The organism is Bradyrhizobium sp. NBAIM01, from assembly GCF_020194115.1.
GTDB lineage: Bacteria > Pseudomonadota > Alphaproteobacteria > Rhizobiales > Xanthobacteraceae > Bradyrhizobium > Bradyrhizobium yuanmingense.
The window spans coordinates 1-255 of sequence record NZ_JADYVU010000049.1 but is presented as its reverse complement, the minus strand read 5'-3'; the positions used below and the strand labels follow the sequence as shown (position 1 = coordinate 255).

General features: G+C 68.2%; 1 protein-coding gene. It reads left to right on the top strand.

What is annotated here, in order from left to right; genetic code table 11:
• Positions 1-255: hypothetical protein (locus I6F31_RS36310; protein ID WP_225187073.1), on the top strand; the 255-nt coding region annotated here is incomplete at both ends.

Below are 255 nucleotides of genomic sequence, written 5' to 3'. Positions count from 1 at the left end.
ACCGCCCCGGTGTGGTAAGCGTCAGCGGGACGCCGACGCAGAACCAGACCTTGACCGCGACCGTGAGCGATGCGGACGGAGTGCCGGGCACCGTCTCCTATCAGTGGCAGCAGAGTGCGAACGGCAACTCGTGGAGCAACATCAGTGGCGCGACCGCGAGCACGCTGGTCCTCGGCCAGGCTCAGGTCGGCAGCTTCATACGGGCCACCGCCAGCTACACGGACCTCTCGGGCAGCACCGAGGCCCCGGTGAGCA